The organism is Paenibacillus glycanilyticus NBRC 16618 (assembly GCF_004000805.1).
GTDB classification, from domain to species: Bacteria; Bacillota; Bacilli; order Paenibacillales; family Paenibacillaceae; genus Pristimantibacillus; species Pristimantibacillus glycanilyticus.
In genome coordinates, this window is the sequence record NZ_BILY01000006.1 from 115,944 (window position 1) to 130,927 (window position 14,984).

A 14,984-nucleotide genomic window follows, 5' to 3' on the forward strand; every position below is an offset into this window, starting at 1 on the left:
AAAGTCTTGATACAACGATGAAGAAATTGGGTAAATTTGTTCTGAATAGGCAATACTACCGCATGGATAGGAGGGAATACGAATGATATCAAAAGAGCTGTACAAAACTAGCGTAAAAGCGGTTGGAGGCCGTAACGGCCGTCTCGAATCGGATGATGGTCTGCTGGCCGTCAACGTGCTTCATCCGAAGGAGCTCGGAGGACCGGGAGGAGCAACCAATCCGGAGCAGCTGTTTGCGGGCGGTTATGCCGCATGCTTCGAGAGTGCGCTGAATCTGGTGTGCCGGGAAAGAAAAATCAAGCCGGACAGCACATCCGTAACGGCGCATGTGACGTTGGGCAAGGATGCGGAGGATAATTTCGAGCTTGCTGTTACGCTTGATATTACCTTGGCTGGCGTGGAACGCGCCCAGGCTCAGGAGCTTGCCGAAGCGGCGCATCAAGTGTGTCCGTATTCGAGAGCAACCCGCGGCAATATTAATGTTCAACTCAACGTGATTTGACCTTGCTTTGATGACGAAGGGCCCATCCGATCATAATATCGGACGGGCCTTTTCGAAAAGGAATTTTCGTAAACGGCATGAATGATTAACCATCATAGATCTTTATGGAAGCAGGGACATAGGTTGTCCCTGTTTTTTTAGTGAATAGACTTCATTCTGTAACAAGGGCTTCAAGGAATTAGCGATACGGCATGGAATAGGAGAAAGATAACGATGCTGCGAGGTGTTCTCTGTGCAAGATTGGCTGCGGTTCCTGCCTGTCATTGAATTACTCCTGATTGGCTTTGTGGTGTACTCCATTGTTAGAGCGGCCATCCGTTACAGGAAATCCGCTCAGGGTCATGACAGTCTTGAGTCGATTAGAGCGGTGCTTGAATCAAAGCTGGGAAAAGGCTTGCTTCTGGAAATCGTCATGGCTGAAATCAACGTCTTGTACTTTTCTGTCGTGGTTTGGTTCCGGAAGCCTGAGGAACGGCAGGGGGTCTTTTCCTATCATAAAACCTCCCAAATCAAAACCTTTATTATCGTATTCTCCATCCTTATCCTCGCAGAGGGGTTGTTTGTTCATTTCCTTCTTGCGCAGTGGAATAAAGCCGCGGCATGGATTTTTACCATCTTAAATTTGTACGCGCTGCTCTATATGACAGGTCTCTATAATTCGGTTAGATTCAAGCCTCACAGACTAAAGGAAGGATCCCTTAAAATCCGCCTTGGCTTTCAATATGATGCGGCAACAGAGCTTTCGAACATTATGACAGTGAAGAAAGCGACGGATAGGGGATTGGGCATTCCGAAGGATACCTGCTACGCGTTGTTAAAGATTGATTCGCCTCAGGTCGAGCTTACTCTGAAAGAGCCGGTGCTAATGAAAGCCTCCTATGGCAGAAGCAAATATGTCACAACAATTATATTCAGGGCCGATGAGCCCGGACGCATGATGGAAGAGATTAAATCGAAGATGGATCGTTAGGATATCATTTAATCATCTTCCGAATCTGAATTAATTCATTGATATAAAAATCAACCTGCTGCTGGATGTTTTCGGTTTGTCTGAATTGATCGACCTCGGCCCGCGTTTCGGCGAGGTTCTGCTCTTCCAGCTGCCGAAGGGCGATGCCTGCTGCTATTGTTTGCACGCCGTCCCCTATTGTAGAGATAATGGTACCGATATACCCTAGCCGGGCGGCGATAAGATCCAAGGAGTCACCAATTTGATTGCCGTTACTGTTAGTTGTGCTATTGCTTTTGCTATTGCTATTACTTTTGCTATTACTTTTGCTTTTGCTACTGCCTTTGTTGCTTCCGCTTTGACCGTTGTTGCTATTGTTGTTGTTGTTTTTGTTGTTTTTGTTGTTCCCCATGAATAGTGCTCACCCCGCCCAAGCGTTCATCACTTTCCCCCGATATTAGCCTATGCAGAAGGGGAGGGCAGGGTATGGGCGGTATACGGACGAAAAGAAACGCGTTGAACCAAAGGTTCAACGCGTTTTCCTCTATACGGCTTATTTCGCTGCTTGCAATGCTTCTTCCAGACGATCCCAAGTTTCCGAAATGCCTTGCAGCATCCCCATGTCCATAACCGTCTTCAGGGCGTCGCCCGAAGCATACACGGCACGGTTGATCAGCTTTGTTGTGCCATCTCCCAGATCAACAAATTCCAAAACGATATCGGTAGCAGGCAATTCTTCATTAATATTGCCTTCCGCATCGGAGAAATAATCCGTGTAGCTGAAGCTGTTCGGCTCATCGATTTCTTTGTATACGCCTTTGCCCCACGATTCCATGCCGTAGAAATCGCCTTGGCTTTGATCCATGCACTTCATGCAATAATGCCAAATGCCGCCCGGACGGAAATCGATTGTACATACAGGCACCTCCCAGCCGCGTGGTCCCCACCAGCGCTTCAGATGCTCCGGTTCCTTGAACATCTTGAACACCAGCTCGCGCGGTGCTGTGAATACGCGCTCAAGCACCAGTACATTGTCATTCTCTACTCTTGATACGATTGCATTTGTCATTTTAATTCCTCCTCAATATGGTTGTTGGGACTTGGTAACTGTTCTTTGCTTTGCAGCTCCCGCAGGTAGTTCTCCAGGTTATCGTAACGCTCTTCCCAGATCCGGCGGAAGGAGTTCACCCATGAATCAAGCGAGTGGAAGGGCTCTGGCCGGAGCTTGTAAAACCTGCGGTTTGCCTCCGCCTTCACTTCTACAATGCCGTGTTCGCTAAGCACTTTCAGATGCTTCGAAGCTTGAGGCTGCCTGATCCTCAGCTTGTCGGCGATTTCTCCTACTGTCAGGGGACCGTCACGCAGCAGCTCGACAATAAGCTTCCGATTTGGTTCAGCTAATGCGCTTAACGTCGTCATATCCAAGCCCGGATTATGTCCTGACATGCCTTTCACCTCTTTATGCGTCAGTCTCTCCGGTTGTTGATTTAAATATACACCAAAGGGAATATTCCTGTAAAGGAATATTTAAAAGTTTTTTCGAAATAGGCTTTGCAACATAATCCCGGATGTCCCCGTCAACATCATTAAGAGGGAGGGAATGCTATGAAAAAGCTGTTGTTTGCTGTCTTGTTGCTCGTAACGATGATCTTAGCTGCTTGCCAGGACAAAGAAGTAACCGAAGCTCCGGCAGAGCCTGACCTGATTCTTCATCTCAGCAAATCGGAAGGAAAAGACTACTCGCTTTATAAGAAAATCGAAGATAAAGAAACGGTAACGATGGTGATGGATCTTTTATCTCATGTCGATTGGGAAAACGCGGAAGTATCCATGTCCCGGCAGCCGGATTACAAAATTCGAACCATTAATAGGGATTCAACCGTCAGTTACGAGCAAGCTACATACGCGATATGGATTTCCCCGCAGAAAGACCGCTTGGAAGCAGTAATTGAAGGGCAGTCCAAATACGGAAAAGTGACAAAGGAGAATACGAAAAAACTGCTGCCTATTCTGGAATCTCCCTGATACCTAATGGACCGGCATACTTTTACGGTTTACCGTGCTACCCGGCACTTGATCCTGGCGTATAAGGGGTATACTAGGAATAAAAGGGAAGGGAGCAGAGCGATTGGGATGAGTTCAAGTTCAATTAAGGAGCAGAACAAGGTACTATTGAGGTCCTTTATATTCACGGTCCTGATTCTGTTCGTGTTCGGATGGATCGCGCAGCTTGTGAGCGGACAGAGGATTGCTGCTTTTGATAATAAAGTGACGGACGCCATTCGAAGCGTGCGTTCCGATGCCATGACGGTCGTTATGAGAGTATTTACCGAGCTCGGGTCGGAATATCTGGTCATCCTTATTGTAATTGCCTTTTCAACGCTATTTGCGTTTATCGGCTACCGGAGAGAGCTTATCTTCTATTTAGGCGTGATCGTGAGCTCGGCATTGCTGAATCTGGTGCTCAAGACGATCTTTCATCGTGCACGACCGGACATTAACCGGATTATTGAGGCGTCGGGCTTCAGCTTTCCAAGCGGGCATTCCATGTCGGCCTTTACGTTATACGGCATTACGATTTATTTCCTGTGGAAGCATTTGAAGCATGGATGGATGCGGGCGGTTGTGATCTTGGTTGGAATCGTGATTATAGCCATGATCGGGATCAGCAGAATTTATCTTGGGGTACATTATCCAAGCGATGTGGTTGGCGGTTATTTGGTCAGCGCGGCGTGGCTGATGATGAGTATCGGGTTATACGAGCGATTTCTGGAGCAGCGATGGCTCTCCCGGAAGTTTCGGCTTGGCGGCGGCAAAAGCGAAGGACCCTCCTCGGTATAGGATGGTCCTTTTTCATTTGCAGCAGGGAATCATCTTTTCCTCCAGGTGAGCGGCTTCATCACATGCAGCAGCGGAGTAAGGAATCCTTTGCGGCGGTCTTTTTTTAAATCGCTGTCGTATTTGACGTAACGTCCGGAGCGAATGGCGTGGTCGAGCTCAGCCTGGCGCATTTTATGCAGTTGGTCGACGGTGTGATAATCGTTGTAATTGTACGGCATTTCAACATCCCCTTTAAACGGTTGAAGTATTTGCTTTCTTGTTTTCATTATGCAGGTGAAACAAAGAGGTAAAAAGTGTAGAATATTTGCAATAGATTTCCCCTTTTAGCGAGGTGAGGAATAGTGCTGGCATTGGAACGTTATTTGACCCTATACAACCGGTTTGCCGGCGCGCCCGGAGCAGGCGCTACGGCAGAGGCGTCCCTGGAGCAGGTGGCAGAAGCTTTATTTTGCACGGAGCGTAATGCCAAGCTGGTAATCCGGAAGCTGACGGAAGAAGGACTGATCGATTGGCAGGCGGGACGGGGCCGAGGCAACCGTTCGCAAATTACGTTTCGGGAAGATCGGGAGAAGCTGCTCCTTGACCTGTCGAGGCGGTATGCGGAGGACGGCGAATACAATAAGGCGTTCCATCTCCTCCAATCCTATGGAGAAGGGACAGGAGCGAACGAGAAGTTTATGGAATGGATGAGCGGCAGCTTTGGCTTCCGAAGACAGCCGGGGAAGGAAGCGGATGTGCTCCGTCTCCCGATTTTCAAGACGATTATGACGCTTGATCCGGCTGATTTTGTCTATTCCTTATGCTCGCATATGATTCAGCAGATTTTCGACCGGCTTGTCCTGCTGGATGAATCGACCGGACAGATTAAGCCCGCTATCGCGCATTATTGGGAGCATAATGAAGACGCAACCGTATGGACCTTCCATCTGCGGAAAGGCGTCCTTTTTCATGGCGGACATGAGCTTACGGCGGAGGATGTTGTATTTACGGCGGAGCGTCTGAGGAACGGAGGCAAGCGCAACAGCTGGATTATGCGTTCCCTGGAGCAGGTGGAAGCCGTATCAGAGCGGATAGTAAGGTTTCGTCTGGTTCGGCCAAATTGGCTGTTTCTGAAATATGCGTCTTCGAATGTGATGGCGATACTGCCAGCGGGCTTGCTGGGGTTAAGCGAAGAGCAGTTCTGGAAGCTGCCTTCCGGTACCGGACCGTTTCAGATTGACGAGTGGAAGGACGGCAGGCTGCTGCTGGGAGCAAACCCGCATTATTATCAATCCCGTGCCCATCTGGATCAGGTAGAGATCGTTCATGTGCCGCAGACGGAAGCTATAAAAGCCGGAATGACCAGCTGGCAGCAGTTGATCTGCGACCCGACTCTTAGGGATGTAACGGCGGAGAACGGCTGGATTCAAATCGAATCGAGGAGCTTATGCACCAGTCTGCTAAGCTGGAATATGAAGAAGGCTGGTCCGCAGAGGTCCGAGACCTTCCGCCGTATCGTTAACCGGCTTATTGACCGCCATGCCATGATCCGGGAATTGTCCGGTTATAGGGATTTTCCGGCAAGAGGATTTTTCCCCGAGCTAATGACCGCTTATGAACCGGATAAGGATAGTCTGGAACCGGAGGAAGCCAGCAGACTGCTGCTTGAAGCAGGGTATGCCGGAGAGCCGATGTCCTTATGCTCTCATCCGGGTCATGCCGAGGATGTGAATTGGATTGCGGATCGCTGCCGCCGCGCGGGTATTCCCGTCGAGGTCCGTATTGAGGCGCCTTATACGATTCATCATGTCCTGGATGAGATTGATCTGCTGTTCCATGCGCTTGTATTTCCGGAGGAGGACGTAAGTCTCATTGAGGGCTGCGAGCAGGAGGGAAGCTTTCTGAAGGAGCTGATGAGCCCGGAGCTGTCGATCTGGACGATGGAAAGCTTCGATCAGGCGCTGGCAAGCGAAGATCCGGCTAGCCGGAAGGCGATTTACACGGCTATTGAGGAGAGACTTAAAGGCGAAGCACAAGTGCATTTTGTCCTTCATATGAAATTTCATACCGATTACCATCCTTCGTTAAAAGGTGTCCGGATCAATTCGCTTGGATGGATCGATTTCAAGGATATTTTCCGTACCTAATTATTAACGCGATTGACGGTCTGCCACCGGCAGGCTGTTTTTTGCGCTTACTATTCGGGTGAGGCTTGCGTAAGGCCAACCGTTAAAGCCCGGCTTGCCCACATCACTTGTTGAACCTCGTCGGCTTGCTTGGCTTGGCATTGTACGATGACGGTAACCTCCGCTTTGTGCCTATTGTGGGTTGCGTGCTTGTTTAAGAAAATAGCATTGATTCCGAACCCCAGACCAAAGCCGATAAAGGCAAAGATAAGCCCCCATATAACCGGTCCCCATGTCCATATGAATCCCAGGCTGGTGCCAATGACCGACAACGCCGTGGCGCATGCCAAGCCAATCTCGACCCCCGTGGAAAGGGAACTTGCTTGGCTCTGCTGTTCGGATCGATAGGTATTGGATTCCTTGTCCATGCATACGACCAGAAGCCTTTCTCTGGCAATGCCGATACTCTCCAGTTTGGTTAGCGCATGCTCAAGCTCGATGGAATGCGTGAAGGTACCGATAATAATCATTTGTTTTCACCTGGCCTGCCAAAGATTTGTACAGCGGAGGAGCGATAACGTTCTGCCAGATGCTGGCGCTGCTCCAGGCTGAAAAGCAAACTATACTCTTTAGCTTTTATAAAGGCATGATAGACGGAACCGCCAATTACGGAAGGCATGAATAAAAGCCAGTGCGCACGCAAAACGGCGATTGACTCCGAAAGCCTGCCGGTCAGGAGATAGACTAGCGATTCATGCATATGAGACAAAACAACATAAAGCCACCACCAGAACATCGCATAGAAGGCAAGACCAATCCGATGAATATACAGTTGGCCCATGCCCGGAAAGAACAGCGAAATGACGGCTGCGGCTAACGGACTTTTAGGCTGGAGATATTGAACCTCGGACGTAAACAGCTTCATGCTTGGCAGAGGCGCGTCTTTTAGCTTGGCAATCCGGTAGAGCTTGTTCTGATAGACCGCGGAGCAATAGCAATCCCACATCGCGACGAAATAAATAATAATATACCCAATCACATACCTTGGTTCGAGAACCGCTGAAGCCTCCGCGAAATTCCCGCATAACGTATAGACGATGGCGTCGTTGACATGGCCAAGCGTGTTGAATATCACTTCCGATAACGTGAGGAAGGTTCCTCTTAAATACTGGTTCAGCAAAAAATGTCCGAAGCCGGGAAAAGCCGCCGACCACCACCAGACCATATAGGGATTGCAGGAATGTATGGAAGTAATGCCAAACGGGCTTAGCTTGGCAATTGGCCTACGTGAGGGGTTCAATGATCAGTTCTCCCTTCGCAATCGCATGGAGGATTTCTCGGCAATAATCCGGTGAAGTCCGCCAAGCAGCTGAATAACTAGAATTTGCAGCATGAGCATAAGGACAACCAGTCCCATGCCGGATGTATATAAAATTTCCCGCCGGTTAAGCCACCAGTAGCCGCAGCCGAGCAAACCAATGACGATTGCTTTCCAGATCCAATGGCTCCGCAAGGAAATTAACAGGGCAAACAAGACAGAATCGATATGGACAATTAAGGTAGCGAAGGCCAGATTATCTCTTGCGGGATCCTCAAACCATCCGGGCCTGAAGCCAATTTGGTGAAAAAGAAGCAGAAAGCCGGACATGAATGTTCCTTGCAGGGATACATTAATGATATAAAGCATAATCAGACGGAACAGGTAGGGCTGATTCCCTTGGCTTAGCCTTTTCCAGAGCCATTTCCCCATAATGGGCAGCAAAATTAAACCTATTCCCGTATAGATGAGTTTCCACCAACGATGCATGAAAACCCCTAAATAGATAAAGGTTTGTTCAATTCCCATAAACCCCACGGCAATAAGCAAAACCCACCGAAAGCGAATGCCAAAAGCGGCAATTAAGGTGCAGATAGACGGCACGATAAACCCGTTCGATACAATAGAGCCTATCGCGCTGTCATAGAACGAATTACGGAGTAGCCCGGGCTTATAGCTATAGCTGTTAAGAAGTACAAAGATGACAAGCTCCAAGATGTAGACCGCTCCGGCTATGCAAATATAGAAGGGAATGATCTTTAAGCTTTTTGTTCTGAACCAGGAGAGCGCGATAAACACTAAACTAGCAATAATAAGGAGCAAATACGGGATAAACGATGGAATAAAATCATCTCCGGGTCGGCAGAATGTAGGGGTTGGAATTATTTTTCCAATTTTGCTCTAATTTATTCCATTGATAATATCTTTGCAGGTAAGCTGGCGTCATCGACTCTGTTAGCTGAGTTCTGTAGACGTGTTAGCTCAGCGGCTAACGAAACATTGACACGTTATCTGCCCGAAATTGCGGCTTTTGTCATTGTAACGAAACACAAACACGTTATTTGTGACATTTCAGGCTAGTTCGCCCGATTTTAGTAGAATAGCGTTACGACGTTTCGTTAGCGCTCTGAATCAGCCGTTTAGCGCGAAATAAGGATATGACGTTTCGTTAGCATGACGGCAAACCGAGTGAAAAGGTAATGCCGAATAAGCTTGGTTTCTGCCTCAATTCCTTGGTATAGTCAATCTATGACTATATGAAGAAATTGAGGTTTTTTATCATGTCGAACAAAACAAATGCCTGCCGCAAACTGGATTCTTTACATATTAAGTACACGCTGCACGAATACGAGTGGGACGAGGAGCATCTGGACGTCGATACCGTTGCGGACAAGGTTGGTCTTCCTTCTAACCAGCTTTACAAGACCCTCGTGCTGAGGGGAGATAAGACCGGCGTTATTGCGGCCTGCATCCCGGGAGATAAGGAGCTGAATCTGAAAAGCCTGGCGCAGGCCAGCGGCAATAAGAAAGTAGAGATGGTCGCGGTAAAAGAGATTCAAGGCCTAACGGGGTACATCCGAGGTGGCGTATCGCCGCTTGGAATGAAGAAGAGCTACCCGTTTTATTTGCACGAAACCGTGATGGGTATGGAGCTCATTAGTATTAGCGCGGGAAAACGCGGATTGCAGATATTCCTGAGCGGTGCCGATCTGGCCGCAGCTTCTGAAGGCAAGCTGGTTGATATCGCGCACTAAGCGGGATGAATGTCCTTTAATCCGGCAAGTCTAGGACTATACTTGTCGGATAATGGATGGTGACCCAGGATGAAGATGGTTGGAAGGCTTGGCGGTTTTATTGTGTTGTTCATTTTATTGGCTTGGATGGTGCTGTTACTCGGTTATTACGGAAAAGTAGAGTTGCAGAAATGGAAAGCGGAGCGGAATACCGCGCGTTTTTTCAAGGCTGTTCAGTATCAACGGTACGATGAAGCAGTCCGGTTATTCGGAGAGCCCCTTGACCAAGAGAGTCTGCGGAAGCTCCAGCCTTTTCGGTTAGTGAAATATACCCGGGTCAAAGCCGAATACGACGATGGCTGCGTATGCAAGGGTCACGCGCAGCTTACGTTTCAGTCAGACGGCCCGCCGATTACGGTACCGGCAGCGTTCGTGCTTCGGGAAGGTTATAAGCCGGGGCAAGTTTGCGCGTTGACCAGCCGCGAGACACAAACGGTCATGCCGCAGCTAGGCAAGTGGAATATCACGTTTTGCGGGAGCGACTCCTTCTAAAAGCTAACGCTCCAGCCTCATATAGATGCTCCTCTCTCGAAAACCAAGCGACTGCCAGAACGCATAAGCGGCTTCGTTCCCGTACATCACTTCTATATCGAGCTGGTCCGCGTCTAATAGAGCGGCCAGCTTCCCGAACGCCAATTTCCCAAAGCCGTTCCGCCTCTGGTCCCGGCAGATAAAGAACTGCCGTACATACAAGGGCTGCCTTGTATGGTCAACGAGAGCATAACCGACAAGCGCATTACCCTGCTCAAACAGGTAAGCCTTGTATGCGGTCCCCATGAAATGCCTCATTCGCTCCTTAAGCTCGCTTACGGTCATGGTATTATCATGACGTTCATCTTCGATAAGCTGTTTGTTCATCCCGGCAAGCAGCTCCCAATCCGCTTCACAGCCTATCCGTATTGTTAATTCGCTCATCCCCAATCACCTCATGAGAACGATTCGTTAACCGCCTCAATTTCCCTGCCGAAAAACTTTTTTGAATTTTTTTATAACCGATGTCGATTATCCCGTCTGGCGTTCGTCGTTATAGTAAGAAGCACAAAAACAATGGTTAGGAGAGAATGACATGAACACAGTGATCTCGAAGGACGGCACCAAAATTGCTTACGATAAAACAGGGCGCGGCCCGGCGCTCGTATTGGTAGCGGGGGCGTTTAGCTACCGGAAGTTCCCGGGGCAGGTGGAGCTTGCGAATGCGTTGTCCGGCCGTTACACCGTCTACAATTATGACCGGCGCGGCCGCGGCGACAGCGGAGATGCTTCCTCTTATGCGATCGAACGGGAGATCGAGGATTTGAACGCGATTATTGAAGCAGCAGGCGGTTCCGCTTATGTCTGGGGATTATCCTCAGGAGCGGTGCTTGCGCTCGAAGCGGCAGCAAGCGGTTCCAGCATTACAAGGCTGGCGCTGCATGAACCGCCGTTTATCGTGAAAGCGGAGGACCGGAAGCCGCCAAGCGATTTTACCGAGCAGGTTGGCAAGCTGATTAAAGCCGATCGGCGCGCGGAAGCGATCAAATATTTTATGACCAAAGGCATGGGGGCTCCATCCTTCGTTATCCCGATGATGAGAATGATGCCCGGCGTATGGGCGAGGCTGATGGCGGTAGCGCACACGCTTCCTTATGATGCGGAATTGCTCAAAAGCTACATGAACGGCCAATCGCTGCCGAGGGACAAATGGAGAGGCGTTGCCGTTCCCACCGTCGTGCTGGAAGGCACGGAAAGCCCGGTATCCCTGCGGCACGCCGCGCAGCAGACGGCAGAGGTATTGCCTAACGCGAAGCTGATCAGCAAGAAAGGTCTTGGACATACGAAAAAGCTGCACACGGACAAAATCGCGAAAGAGCTTACTTCTTTCTTTGCGGTTTAGTTTTCAGGCAGGTAATGGCAATAAGGCGAGAGAAGAGATAAGAACAATACCAATACCAGGAGGGAATTACAATGAGATTTATGATGATCGTAAAAGCAACCACGGATTCGGAAGCAGGCGTTCTGCCAAGCCAGGAGCTGATTGACGCTATGCAAAAGTACAACGAGGAGCTTGTAAAAGCAGGCGTATTGCTCGCCGCCGACGGTCTGCATGCCAGTTCCAGCGCTGTCCGGATTTCGTATCCGGAGCCAGGAGGCAAACCGAAGGTGGTAGACGGTCCTTTTACGGAGGCAAAAGAAATGATCGCCGGTTATACGCTGATCGAAGTGAAATCAAGAGAAGAAGCGATCGAGTGGGCACTGCGCATGCCGGATCCGCATGGCTACGGCCAAGGAGAGATTGAACTTCGCCAAGTATTTGAATTTGAAGAGCTGATGGAGGATCCGGAATCGATTGCCAGAGAGGAAGCGCTCCGCAAGCAGATCGGGGAGTCCAAAAACGCGTGAGCGTCTCCCAAACGCATCGCGCCATCGAAACGATATGGCGAATGGAGTCGCCTAAGATAATCGCAGGCGTAACGCGGATCGTTCGTGACGTCGGGCTAGCCGAGGATATTGCCCAGGATGCGCTTGTCATCGCGCTCGATCGATGGCCCGGCACGGGCATTCCGGAGAAACCGGGTGCCTGGCTCATGACTACGGCGAAACGCCGGGCATTGGATCTGCTGCGGCGCAACAAGCTGCAGGATCAGAAATACGTCGAAATAGCCCGGGAAATAGATACGTATACTGAGGACGATGTGGACCGCGCCTTAGACGGCGAGATTGAAGACGATCTGCTGCGGCTGATCTTTATGACCTGCCATCCGGTATTGTCGCAGGACGCAAGAGTCTCGCTGACGCTGCGTTTATTATGCGGCCTCACAACTGATGAAATTGCCCGTTCCTTTCTTATCGCGGAGTCTACGGTTGCCCAGCGGATCGTCCGGGCCAAGCGCACGCTGAATGCGGAGAAGGTCCCGTTCGAGGTGCCGGTCGGCAAAGAGCTTGAAGAGCGGTTATGCGCTGTTCTTGAAGTCATCTACCTGATGTTTAACGAGGGGTATTCGGCGACCTCCGGACAGAACTGGACGCGCCCGCTGTTATGCCAGGAAGCGCTTAGGCTCGGAAGAGTACTTGCCGCCATTGTACCGGGAGAACCGGAGGTCCATGGGCTGGTGGCCTTGATGGAGCTTCAATCCTCAAGACTCAAAACCCGCGTGAATGCACAAGGCGAGCCCATTCTTCTGATGGATCAGAACCGGGCATTATGGGATCAGTTGCTGATCCGGCGCGGGCTTGCTGCCCTGGAACGGGGGCAAAAGCTGGGCCGGACGTTAGGACCGTATGCGCTCCAGGCAGCAATCACCGCTTGTCATGCGGTGGCGCGTGCGCCGGAGGATACCAATTGGATTCGGATTGCCGCGCTTTACGAAGCGCTCTCGAGACAGATGCCGTCTCCAATTGTGGAATTGAACCGCGCCGTTGCGATCGGAATGGCTTTTGGCCCGGCCTATGGCCTGCAGCTTGTAGATGCCCTTTACGCCGAGCCTTCGCTAGCGGGATACCACTTGCTGCCTAGCGTTCGGGGGGATCTGCTCGAGAAGCTTGGCCGTTATGAAGAAGCCGCGGCTGAGTTTGAACGCGCGGCCGCGATGACCCGCAATGAAAAGGAGCAGGCGTTATTGCTGAAGCGGGCGGCAGCGTGCAGGCAGGAAGGAGGGCAGGCATAATGCGTTATTTAATGATGGTGAAGGCGTCCGGGTTTACCGAAGCGGGTATTGGTACAAGCAGGGAATACGCGGCAAAAATGCGGTTATACCGGCACGAGCTTAAACAAGCCGGCGTATTTCTTGCTCATGAAGAGCTGCAGCCAAGCTCGGCCGGTTTAAGAGTCGACTATCCGACAGGCGGCGGCGAGGCGGAGGTCTGGCCGGGTCCTTTTTCAATAGACCAGGGTCTTCTTGCGGGGTTTATCTTAATGGATGTCGATACGGAAGAAGAGGCTCTGCAGTGGGCGCTGCGCATGCCGGTTCCGGCGGGGCAAGGCGCCTATGGCATTGAGCTTCGCAGGCTTGAAGAGCGGTTAGAGCAATCTCGCGATGCAAGACAGGCCGCCATGGAGCTGGAACTGAAAAATTACTTGCAGCTGTAGGACCTGCCGGCATGTTAGAGGACCGTCGTTTGTGGTAATATAAGGCTTGGCAATTACTCTACTCTAAGGAGTGTAGAAATCAATGATTAATCAGCTTGGACAAGTGATGCTGTACGTGAACGATCAGGAAAAAGCGCGGGTGTTTTGGACGGAAAAAGCTGGTTTTAAAGTAATAGCCGAGGAAGAAGCCATGGGCCAGAAGTGGATTGAGCTTGCTCCGGAAGGCGCGCAGACCTCCATTATTCTGCATGATAAAGAAGTAGTTGCCAAAATGTCGCTTGGAGTAAACCTCGGCACGCCATCGTTAATGTTCTTCTCCGACAAGCTGGATGAGCTGTACAGCGAATTCAAGAACAAGAATGTAACGGTAGGCGAGCTTGTTGAGCTGCCTTTCGGCCGGGTATTTAACTTCGCGGATGAAGAAGACAATTATTTTGCGGTAATGGAACGGAAATAAACGATATGCCCGCCTTGGTGGTCTTCGATCATCAGGGCTTTTATTTTGCGTGAATAAGCAACTTCTCAATCCCTGGTCACGTTGTAGGTATAAGTGGATAAGGGAGGAATTTCTAGTGAAATTAGGCATAACTCTTATGCTGGCGGTTGTTTTATTGCTAGGGGGCTGCGGGAACGGAAACGGAAACGGAAACAATAGAGGGAGTACTCCTCCGGAAGAGAAAACGGTAAGCTCGGCTAGCTGGGTGACGGACCGGATGATAAAAATTCAGGAAGGCATATATGTTGGCACGGAAGAGAAGGTAGAGTCGGTAGACGGGAAGTTGGGAGAAATTAAACATTATCTGACTGAAGAAAAGTTTGATGAGCCTGACTCATCCTCCAACTATTACAAAAAAGGGACCGCGCTCTATCGGATTACGGGGGTTCCCGTAGAATCCGGCATTGCCGTTGAGATGAGGCCCGGTCAATACGTCAAAGCCGTACCCGTGGAAGAGATATTGGGAGGAAGCCGTTAGAATGAGTCATATAGCAAACTCAAGGAAGCGGAACAGAGACTCTTGCAGATTAAACCGGAGCAGCAGCGTCTTGCCATGCAGATTTCAGTTGATTACGAGAAGCACAATCTTACTGCCCTGCCGCGTCATATCGAGAAAGTAAAAAGGCCTGAAGTAAAGCTCTATTACACCGGGCTTTTGGCTATTTTGGAAGACGACTGGCGCAAGGTGGAAGCATGCAAAAATCAACTGAGAAGCAAAGTGTTTCGTTCTGTGCTTGATGCGGAAATGGCTTTCAAAACCGGCAGGTATGACGATGCGAAGAGGCACGGAGATCAGGCGATTGCCGACTCTGCGGGCATGCAGCGTTACATCCTGATCAAGATGATGGATCGGCAATCCCGCAGCGAGCAGCGTATCAGTTATTTCTAGGGGGATGCTGCGTTTGTTTACTAAA

The 14,984-nt window shown here is 50.1% G+C and carries 22 protein-coding genes; 14 read left to right on the forward strand and 8 right to left on the reverse strand.

Annotation, left to right across the window (positions count from 1 at the left end; genetic code table 11):
* Nucleotides 1-82 precede the first annotated feature (82 nt).
* Both PGL01S_RS06310 and PGL01S_RS06315 read left to right on the forward strand, forming a co-directional pair.
* Nucleotides 83-502 carry an organic hydroperoxide resistance protein gene (locus PGL01S_RS06310; protein ID WP_127492592.1) on the forward strand — a complete coding sequence of 140 codons (420 nt, stop codon included), beginning with the start codon at nucleotides 83-85 and terminating at the stop codon, nucleotides 500-502.
* Nucleotides 503-734: 232 nt separating this feature from the next.
* Nucleotides 735-1,472 (forward strand): hypothetical protein, encoded by a 738-nt coding sequence (locus tag PGL01S_RS06315; protein ID WP_127492594.1) that lies wholly within the window; start codon nucleotides 735-737, stop codon nucleotides 1,470-1,472.
* A gap of 4 nt (nucleotides 1,473-1,476) precedes the next feature.
* Here PGL01S_RS06315 and PGL01S_RS31220 read toward each other — a convergent pair whose 3' ends face one another.
* From PGL01S_RS31220 to PGL01S_RS06330, 3 genes are all read right to left on the reverse strand, one after another.
* Nucleotides 1,477-1,863 carry a hypothetical protein gene (locus PGL01S_RS31220; protein ID WP_244935525.1) on the reverse strand — a complete coding sequence of 129 codons (387 nt, stop codon included), beginning with the start codon at nucleotides 1,861-1,863 and terminating at the stop codon, nucleotides 1,477-1,479.
* Between the two features lie 141 nt (nucleotides 1,864-2,004).
* Nucleotides 2,005-2,520: an SRPBCC family protein gene (locus tag PGL01S_RS06325; protein WP_127492596.1), complete on the reverse strand. Its 516-nt coding sequence runs from the start codon at nucleotides 2,518-2,520 to the stop codon at nucleotides 2,005-2,007.
* Nucleotides 2,517-2,897 carry an ArsR/SmtB family transcription factor gene (locus tag PGL01S_RS06330; RefSeq protein WP_127492598.1) on the reverse strand — a complete coding sequence of 127 codons (381 nt, stop codon included), beginning with the start codon at nucleotides 2,895-2,897 and terminating at the stop codon, nucleotides 2,517-2,519. The genes PGL01S_RS06325 and PGL01S_RS06330 overlap by 4 nt, the downstream gene beginning before the upstream one ends.
* A 159-nt stretch (nucleotides 2,898-3,056) precedes the next feature.
* On the opposite strand from PGL01S_RS06330, the gene PGL01S_RS06335 reads away from it, so the two are divergent.
* Nucleotides 3,057-3,476, forward strand: coding sequence for a YhfM domain-containing protein (locus tag PGL01S_RS06335; protein WP_127492600.1), 420 nt, complete (start codon nucleotides 3,057-3,059; stop codon nucleotides 3,474-3,476).
* 108 nt (nucleotides 3,477-3,584) lie between these two features.
* On the forward strand, nucleotides 3,585-4,292 hold the full coding sequence (locus PGL01S_RS06340) for a phosphatase PAP2 family protein (RefSeq protein WP_164775390.1): 708 nt from the start codon (nucleotides 3,585-3,587) through the stop codon (nucleotides 4,290-4,292).
* A 29-nt stretch (nucleotides 4,293-4,321) separates the two neighbouring features.
* On the opposite strand, the gene PGL01S_RS06345 is transcribed toward PGL01S_RS06340, so the two are convergent.
* Nucleotides 4,322-4,510: a hypothetical protein gene (locus PGL01S_RS06345; protein WP_127492604.1), complete on the reverse strand. Its 189-nt coding sequence runs from the start codon at nucleotides 4,508-4,510 to the stop codon at nucleotides 4,322-4,324.
* Between the two features lie 123 nt (nucleotides 4,511-4,633).
* On the opposite strand from PGL01S_RS06345, the gene PGL01S_RS06350 reads away from it, so the two are divergent.
* Nucleotides 4,634-6,418: an SgrR family transcriptional regulator gene (locus tag PGL01S_RS06350; RefSeq protein WP_244935526.1), complete on the forward strand. Its 1,785-nt coding sequence runs from the start codon at nucleotides 4,634-4,636 to the stop codon at nucleotides 6,416-6,418.
* Nucleotides 6,419-6,468: 50 nt separating this feature from the next.
* On the opposite strand, the gene PGL01S_RS06355 is transcribed toward PGL01S_RS06350, so the two are convergent.
* Genes PGL01S_RS06355 through PGL01S_RS06365 form a run of 3 tightly spaced genes read right to left on the reverse strand, consistent with a single transcriptional unit; the run spans nucleotide 6,469 to nucleotide 8,429 of the window.
* Complete coding sequence (locus PGL01S_RS06355) at nucleotides 6,469-6,927, reverse strand: hypothetical protein (RefSeq protein ID WP_127492606.1); 459 nt, start codon at nucleotides 6,925-6,927, stop codon at nucleotides 6,469-6,471.
* Nucleotides 6,924-7,697: a hypothetical protein gene (locus tag PGL01S_RS06360; protein WP_127492608.1), complete on the reverse strand. Its 774-nt coding sequence runs from the start codon at nucleotides 7,695-7,697 to the stop codon at nucleotides 6,924-6,926. The genes PGL01S_RS06355 and PGL01S_RS06360 overlap by 4 nt, the downstream gene beginning before the upstream one ends.
* A gap of 3 nt (nucleotides 7,698-7,700) precedes the next feature.
* Nucleotides 7,701-8,429, reverse strand: a complete 729-nt coding sequence (locus PGL01S_RS06365) for a hypothetical protein (protein WP_127492610.1) — start codon at nucleotides 8,427-8,429, stop codon at nucleotides 7,701-7,703.
* Nucleotides 8,430-8,995: 566 nt separating this feature from the next.
* On the opposite strand from PGL01S_RS06365, the gene ybaK reads away from it, so the two are divergent.
* The gene (gene ybaK, locus PGL01S_RS06370) at nucleotides 8,996-9,469 is read left to right on the forward strand and encodes a Cys-tRNA(Pro) deacylase (protein ID WP_127492612.1); all 474 of its coding nucleotides are present in this window, start codon (nucleotides 8,996-8,998) and stop codon (nucleotides 9,467-9,469) included.
* Nucleotides 9,470-9,538: 69 nt separating this feature from the next.
* Nucleotides 9,539-10,000 carry a hypothetical protein gene (locus PGL01S_RS06375; RefSeq protein WP_127492614.1) on the forward strand — a complete coding sequence of 154 codons (462 nt, stop codon included), beginning with the start codon at nucleotides 9,539-9,541 and terminating at the stop codon, nucleotides 9,998-10,000.
* Between the two features lie 3 nt (nucleotides 10,001-10,003).
* Here the strand turns inward: PGL01S_RS06375 and PGL01S_RS06380 are convergent, their stop codons facing one another.
* Nucleotides 10,004-10,423, reverse strand: coding sequence for a GNAT family N-acetyltransferase (locus PGL01S_RS06380; RefSeq protein WP_127492616.1), 420 nt, complete (start codon nucleotides 10,421-10,423; stop codon nucleotides 10,004-10,006).
* A gap of 151 nt (nucleotides 10,424-10,574) precedes the next feature.
* Between PGL01S_RS06380 and PGL01S_RS06385 the strand changes: the two genes are divergently transcribed.
* The 7 genes from PGL01S_RS06385 (at nucleotide 10,575) to PGL01S_RS06415 (ending at nucleotide 14,959) form a co-directional block, all read left to right on the forward strand.
* Nucleotides 10,575-11,381 carry an alpha/beta fold hydrolase gene (locus PGL01S_RS06385; RefSeq protein ID WP_127492618.1) on the forward strand — a complete coding sequence of 269 codons (807 nt, stop codon included), beginning with the start codon at nucleotides 10,575-10,577 and terminating at the stop codon, nucleotides 11,379-11,381.
* Between the two features lie 71 nt (nucleotides 11,382-11,452).
* A complete protein-coding gene (locus PGL01S_RS06390) occupies nucleotides 11,453-11,887 on the forward strand; it encodes a YciI family protein (RefSeq protein WP_127492620.1) in 435 nt (144 codons plus the stop codon).
* Complete coding sequence (locus PGL01S_RS06395; RefSeq protein WP_127492622.1) at nucleotides 11,884-13,152, forward strand: RNA polymerase sigma factor; 1,269 nt, start codon at nucleotides 11,884-11,886, stop codon at nucleotides 13,150-13,152. Before PGL01S_RS06390 ends, PGL01S_RS06395 begins: the two co-directional genes overlap by 4 nt.
* Nucleotides 13,152-13,574, forward strand: coding sequence for a YciI family protein (locus PGL01S_RS06400; RefSeq protein WP_127492624.1), 423 nt, complete (start codon nucleotides 13,152-13,154; stop codon nucleotides 13,572-13,574). Before PGL01S_RS06395 ends, PGL01S_RS06400 begins: the two co-directional genes overlap by 1 nt.
* A gap of 82 nt (nucleotides 13,575-13,656) precedes the next feature.
* The gene (locus tag PGL01S_RS06405; RefSeq protein ID WP_127492626.1) at nucleotides 13,657-14,031 is read left to right on the forward strand and encodes a VOC family protein; all 375 of its coding nucleotides are present in this window, start codon (nucleotides 13,657-13,659) and stop codon (nucleotides 14,029-14,031) included.
* 115 nt (nucleotides 14,032-14,146) lie between these two features.
* Nucleotides 14,147-14,548, forward strand: a complete 402-nt coding sequence (locus PGL01S_RS06410) for a hypothetical protein (protein WP_127492628.1) — start codon at nucleotides 14,147-14,149, stop codon at nucleotides 14,546-14,548.
* A gap of 42 nt (nucleotides 14,549-14,590) precedes the next feature.
* Complete coding sequence (locus tag PGL01S_RS06415; protein WP_127492630.1) at nucleotides 14,591-14,959, forward strand: hypothetical protein; 369 nt, start codon at nucleotides 14,591-14,593, stop codon at nucleotides 14,957-14,959.
* The last annotated feature ends 25 nt before the right edge of the window (nucleotides 14,960-14,984 follow it).

Bases quoted from the DNA above. Each gene is read 5' to 3' on its own strand.
- PGL01S_RS06355 (WP_127492606.1), bottom strand. From the start codon at position 6,927: ATGATTATTATCGGTACCTTCACGCATTCCATCGAGCTTGAGCATGCG.
- PGL01S_RS06380 (WP_127492616.1), bottom strand. From the start codon at position 10,423: ATGAGCGAATTAACAATACGGATAGGCTGTGAAGCGGATTGGGAGCTG.
- PGL01S_RS06310 (WP_127492592.1), top strand. From the start codon at position 83: ATGATATCAAAAGAGCTGTACAAAACTAGCGTAAAAGCGGTTGGAGGC.
- PGL01S_RS06345 (WP_127492604.1), bottom strand. From the start codon at position 4,510: ATGCCGTACAATTACAACGATTATCACACCGTCGACCAACTGCATAAA.
- PGL01S_RS06400 (WP_127492624.1), top strand. From the start codon at position 13,152: ATGCGTTATTTAATGATGGTGAAGGCGTCCGGGTTTACCGAAGCGGGT.
- PGL01S_RS06405 (WP_127492626.1), top strand. From the start codon at position 13,657: ATGATTAATCAGCTTGGACAAGTGATGCTGTACGTGAACGATCAGGAA.
- PGL01S_RS06375 (WP_127492614.1), top strand. From the start codon at position 9,539: ATGAAGATGGTTGGAAGGCTTGGCGGTTTTATTGTGTTGTTCATTTTA.
- PGL01S_RS31220 (WP_244935525.1), bottom strand. From the start codon at position 1,863: ATGGGGAACAACAAAAACAACAAAAACAACAACAACAATAGCAACAAC.
- PGL01S_RS06390 (WP_127492620.1), top strand. From the start codon at position 11,453: ATGAGATTTATGATGATCGTAAAAGCAACCACGGATTCGGAAGCAGGC.
- PGL01S_RS06330 (WP_127492598.1), bottom strand. From the start codon at position 2,897: ATGTCAGGACATAATCCGGGCTTGGATATGACGACGTTAAGCGCATTA.
- ybaK (WP_127492612.1), top strand. From the start codon at position 8,996: ATGTCGAACAAAACAAATGCCTGCCGCAAACTGGATTCTTTACATATT.
- PGL01S_RS06340 (WP_164775390.1), top strand. From the start codon at position 3,585: ATGAGTTCAAGTTCAATTAAGGAGCAGAACAAGGTACTATTGAGGTCC.
- PGL01S_RS06385 (WP_127492618.1), top strand. From the start codon at position 10,575: ATGAACACAGTGATCTCGAAGGACGGCACCAAAATTGCTTACGATAAA.
- PGL01S_RS06325 (WP_127492596.1), bottom strand. From the start codon at position 2,520: ATGACAAATGCAATCGTATCAAGAGTAGAGAATGACAATGTACTGGTG.
- PGL01S_RS06335 (WP_127492600.1), top strand. From the start codon at position 3,057: ATGAAAAAGCTGTTGTTTGCTGTCTTGTTGCTCGTAACGATGATCTTA.